Raw genomic sequence first — 4,304 nt, forward strand, 5'->3', positions numbered from 1 at the left:
CGCGGCGGGCGGCGGCGTGGGCGGCGACCTCCTCGGCGATGATCTGCCGCACGGAGCGCACGGTGCTGCGCTGCGGTGTGCCGGCGCCCGGGGCCAGCACGGCGGAGTGCCTCGCGATCGCCGGCCCCGGCGGCGCCGACCCGGTGGACTGGCTGCTGGACGCCAGCAGCGACCGGGCGACGCGGTTCGTCACCTACGGGCGCACCCCCGCGGTGGAGGTCACCGTGGGCGCCACGGGCGTGGCCGCCACGGCACAGCTCGTGGACCTCGGCCCGGCGGTGTCCCCGCTGCCGCAGCAGCGCCGCTGCACCGGGCTGGACGACGTGCCCTGACGCCCCCCGCCCAGGTCCTGCCCGGGGCCGGACCCGGCGGGGGCGGGACGCTCAGCGCAGGCCGACGGGGCGGCGCAGGGCCAGCTGCAGCAGGTGGTCGACGAGGTCGGGGTAGTCCACCCCGGTGGCCGCCCACATCCGCGGGAACATCGACGTCGGCGTGAAGCCGGGCATCGTGTTGATCTCGTTGACGTAGATGCGCCCGTCGTCACAGACGAACAGGTCCACGCGGGCGAGCCCCTCGGCGCCCAGCGCCTCGAACACCCGCGCGGCCGTCTCGCGGACCCGCCGGGTGAGCTCCGCGGGCAGGTCGGCGGGGCAGGACAGCCGCACCGCCTCGTCGGCGACGAGGTACTTGGCCTCGAAGTCGTAGAACGACCGGCCGTCGACGACGGCGACCTCCCCGGGCAGGCTCGTCAGCGGGTCGCCGCCGTCCAGGGCCTCCAGCACGCCGCACTCGATCTCGCGGCCGGTGATGGCGGCCTCGACGACCACCTTGGGGTCGTGCCGCTGCGCCTGCGCGACGGCGGCGGCGAGGTCCTCGGGGCGCTCGACGCGGCTGATCCCGATGCTGGAGCCGGCCCGCGCGGGCTTGACGAAGACGGGCCAGCCCAGGGCCTCGACCTCCGCGCGGCACTCCTGCTCCCGGCGCTCCCAGCGGCGGCGGGTGAAGCTGGTGTGGGGTCCGACGGGCAGGCCGGCGCCGGTGAGCAGGACCTTCATGACCTGCTTGTCCATGCTCGCCGCCGAGGCCAGCACGCCGGAGCCGACGTAGCGGGTGTCGGACAGCTCCAGCAGCCCCTGCAGGGTGCCGTCCTCGCCGTAGGGGCCGTGCAGCAGCGGCAGGACGACGTCGACGGTGCCGAGGTCGTGCGGGGCGCGGTCGCCGGCGACGGGCTGCAGCTCGCGGGAGCCGACCTCCTGCGCCAGCGCCACGACGACGCCGTCGGCGGGCACCTCGGGCAGGCGCCCGTCGACGATGCCGAGGGCCGCCGGGTCGCCCTCGACGAGCACCCAGCGACCCGAACGGGTGATCCCGACGGGCACGACGTCGTAGCGGCCGCGGTCGATCGCGCCGAGCACGCCCGCGGCGGTGACGCAGCTGATGGCGTGCTCACCGGAGCGGCCGCCGAACACGACGGCGACGCGGGGACGGGTCCCGCCGGCGCCGGCCATGGGGTCCGGGGAGGGGGCGGCGGGGGCGCTGACCTGGCTCATCGGGCGCTGACCCTACCTGTGGTTGGCTCCTCCCATGTCGCACCACGTCCCGGGCGCGCCCGCGCCGAGCCCCTCCGGTGAGCCCCCGGCGCCCGGATCGCCGCCGCTGTCCCCCGCCACCCTGGCCGTCGTCGCCGGGCGCCCGCCGCGCACCCCGGACGCCGAGGCCAACGTGCCGGTGTCGCTGACGTCGACGTTCGTCGGCGGTGGCGCCATGGGGACCGGGGAGCGCGGGTACGGCCGGTTCGGCAATGCGACGTGGGAGGCGTTCGAGGAGGCCCTGGGCGTCCTGGAGGGCGGCAGCGCCGTCACGTTCGCCTCCGGGATGGGCGCGGTGAGCGCCGTGCTGGACCTGCTGCCCGTCGGCGCGACCCTGCTGGTGCCGCACGGGGCCTACAACGGCACCCACGCCCTGTCGGCGCTGCTGCAGCGGCGCGGGGTGCTGCGGGTGGTGGGCGTGGACGTCACCGACCCCGAGGGCGTGCGCACCGCGCTGGCCGCGGCCGGGCCGGGGGCGCTGCTGTGGCTGGAGTCGCCGACGAACCCGCTGCTGGAGGTCGCCGACCTGGCGGCGCTGGCGGCCCTCGGCCGCGCGGCGGGCGCGCTGGTGGTGGTGGACAGCACCTTCGCCACGCCCCTGCTGCAGCGGCCCCTGGAGCTGGGCGCCGACGTCGTCGTGCACTCGGTGACGAAGTTCCTCGCGGGGCACTCCGACGTGGTGCTCGGCGCGGTGGTGGTGCGCGAGCCCGACCTGCTGGCCCGGCTGCGGCAGGTGCGCACCCTGCACGGGGCGATCCCGGGGCCCTGGGAGGTGTGGCTGGCGCTGCGGGGGCTGCGGACGCTGGCGCTGCGGCTGGAGCGCTCCCAGGCCTCCGCGGCGGTCCTCGCGCGGCGGCTGGCGCAGCACCCGGCCGTGACGCGGGTGCGCCACCCCTCGCTGCCGACCGACCCCGGGCACGCCCTGGCGGCGCGGCAGATGGGCGGCTTCGGCGCGATCGTGGCGATCGAGGTGGCCGGGGGCCCGGCCGGGGCCGACGCGGTGGTCGACGCGGTGCGGCTGTGGCTGCCGGCGACGAGCCTGGGCGGGGTGGAGTCGCTGATCGAGCGGCGCCGACGCCACCCGAGCGAGCCGGCGGTGGTGCCGGAGGACCTGCTGCGGCTGTCGGTGGGGGTGGAGGACGTCGAGGACCTGTGGCGCGACCTGGACCAGGCGCTGCGGGTGGTCGCGCCGGCCGGCTGAGGGTCGCGGCCGTCCCCGGCACACCGGGGACGGCCGTCAGATCCAGTCGGTCGTGCGGGGCCGGGCGAACAGCGCGCGGGCGGCCTCGGCGGCGTCGCGGCGACCGGCGACGACGTCCACGACCTGCTCGGTCAGGGGCATGTCGACGCCGTGGCGGCGGGCGAGCCCGAGCACGGCGGGCGCCGAGCGCACCCCCTCGGCGACCTGCCCGGGCAGCAGGACGTCGGCCACCTGCTGCCCGCGGGCCAGCGCCAGCCCGGCGCGGTGGTTGCGCGAGAGCGGGGAGGCGCAGGTGGCGACGAGGTCGCCGGCGCCGGCCAGACCGGCGAAGGTGCCGGCCCGCGCACCGAGGGCGACCCCGAGCCGGGCGGTCTCGGCCAGCCCGCGGGTGACGACGGCGGCCTTGGCGTTGTCGCCGAGACCGAGGCCCTCGGCGATGCCGACGGCGAGGGCCACGACGTTCTTCACGGCGCCGGCGACCTCCACGCCGACGACGTCGTCGGACAGGTAGGGGCGGAACGCCGCGCTGGTGCAGGCGTCGGCGACGGCGTGCCCGGCGGCGGGGTCGGCGCAGGCCACGACGGTGGCCGCGGGCTGGCGGCGCGCCACCTCCAGGGCGAGGTTGGGCCCGGAGACGGCGACGACGCGGCCGGGGTCGGCGCCGGTGGCCTGGCGCACCACGTCGGCCATCAGGGCGCCGGTGCCGACCTCGACGCCCTTGGCGAGGTTCACGAGGGGCGCCGCGGGGGGCAGCAGGTCGCGCCAGCGGTGCAGGTGCTCGCGCAGCAGCTGGGCGGGCACGGCGAGGACGACGAGGTCGGCGCCGTGCAGCGCCTCGGCGGCGTCGGCGGTGCCCCGCACGGCGGCGGGCAGCTCCACGCCGGGCAGGTAGGCGGTGTTGGTGTGCCGCTCGGCGACCTCGCGGGCCACCTCGGGGCGGCGCGCCCACAGCCGGACGTCGCAGCCGGCGTCGGCGAGGACGAGGGCGAAGGCCGTCCCCCAGCCGCCGGCCCCGAGGACGGTGGCGCGCCTCACGCGGTGTTCCGGGCGCGGGTCATCGGGCAGCACCTCCGGTGCGGGTCGGGCCGGGTCGGGTCGGGTCGGGTCGTACCGGCCACGGGAGCCTACGGCGCACGTGCCGGGTGCCGGTGCACGTGCCGGGTCACGTGCCGGGTGCCGGCGCACCCACCGGTGCGCGGTCCTGGGAGGATCGCGGCCGTGCGCCCCGTCCCCGCTCCCGCGCGCCCGGGCGAGCCGCCGCGGTGGTCGTGGACGCTCGTGCTGCCGGTCAAGGGCGGGCCGGCGGCGAAGTCCCGGTTGCTGCCACCGCCGGCCGTCGACCGCGAGGAGCTGGCGCTGGCGATCGCGCTGGACGCGGTGGCGGCGACGGCGGCGTGCCCGCACGCCGCCGAGGTCCTCGTCGTGACGTCCGACGCGCGGGTCGCGGCGGGCTGCGGCGGGCTGGGGGTCCGGCGGCTGCGGGTGGTGCCCGAGCGCGCCCCGGGCGCCGACCA

4 protein-coding genes and 1 pseudogene are annotated in these 4,304 nt (G+C 78.5%); 3 read left to right on the forward strand and 2 right to left on the reverse strand.

The genetic code is table 11. The features are described from left to right. Window positions 1-332: DUF3515 family protein (locus tag ABEB16_RS21230; protein ID WP_345714169.1), on the forward strand; the 332-nt coding region annotated here is incomplete at its 5' end. Window positions 333-383: 51 nt separating this feature from the next. Here the strand turns inward: ABEB16_RS21230 and ABEB16_RS21235 are convergent. After that, window positions 384-1,550, reverse strand: a complete 1,167-nt coding sequence (locus ABEB16_RS21235; protein WP_425560284.1) for a D-alanine--D-alanine ligase family protein — start codon at window positions 1,548-1,550, stop codon at window positions 384-386. Window positions 1,551-1,584: 34 nt separating this feature from the next. Here ABEB16_RS21235 and ABEB16_RS21240 point away from each other — a divergent pair, with 34 nt between their 5' ends. After that, window positions 1,585-2,790 (forward strand): trans-sulfuration enzyme family protein, encoded by a 1,206-nt coding sequence (locus ABEB16_RS21240; RefSeq protein ID WP_345714170.1) that lies wholly within the window; start codon window positions 1,585-1,587, stop codon window positions 2,788-2,790. 36 nt (window positions 2,791-2,826) lie between these two features. On the opposite strand, the gene ABEB16_RS21245 is transcribed toward ABEB16_RS21240, so the two are convergent. Continuing rightward, on the reverse strand, window positions 2,827-3,825 hold the full coding sequence (locus ABEB16_RS21245; RefSeq protein WP_345714171.1) for an NAD(P)H-dependent glycerol-3-phosphate dehydrogenase: 999 nt from the start codon (window positions 3,823-3,825) through the stop codon (window positions 2,827-2,829). A gap of 183 nt (window positions 3,826-4,008) precedes the next feature. Here ABEB16_RS21245 and ABEB16_RS21250 point away from each other — a divergent pair. Continuing rightward, window positions 4,009-4,304, forward strand: a pseudogene (locus tag ABEB16_RS21250) (hypothetical protein); the annotation flags it as partial.

This window comes from Kineococcus glutinatus, assembly GCF_039542765.1.
Lineage (GTDB): Bacteria > Actinomycetota > Actinomycetes > Actinomycetales > Kineococcaceae > Kineococcus_A > Kineococcus_A glutinatus.

What these genes read in the sequence shown, in the direction of transcription:
- ABEB16_RS21240 (WP_345714170.1), top strand. Translation starts at nt 1,585, where the DNA reads ATGTCGCACCACGTCCCGGGCGCGCCCGCGCCGAGCCCCTCCGGTGAG.
- ABEB16_RS21235 (WP_425560284.1), bottom strand. Translation starts at nt 1,550, where the DNA reads ATGAGCCAGGTCAGCGCCCCCGCCGCCCCCTCCCCGGACCCCATGGCC.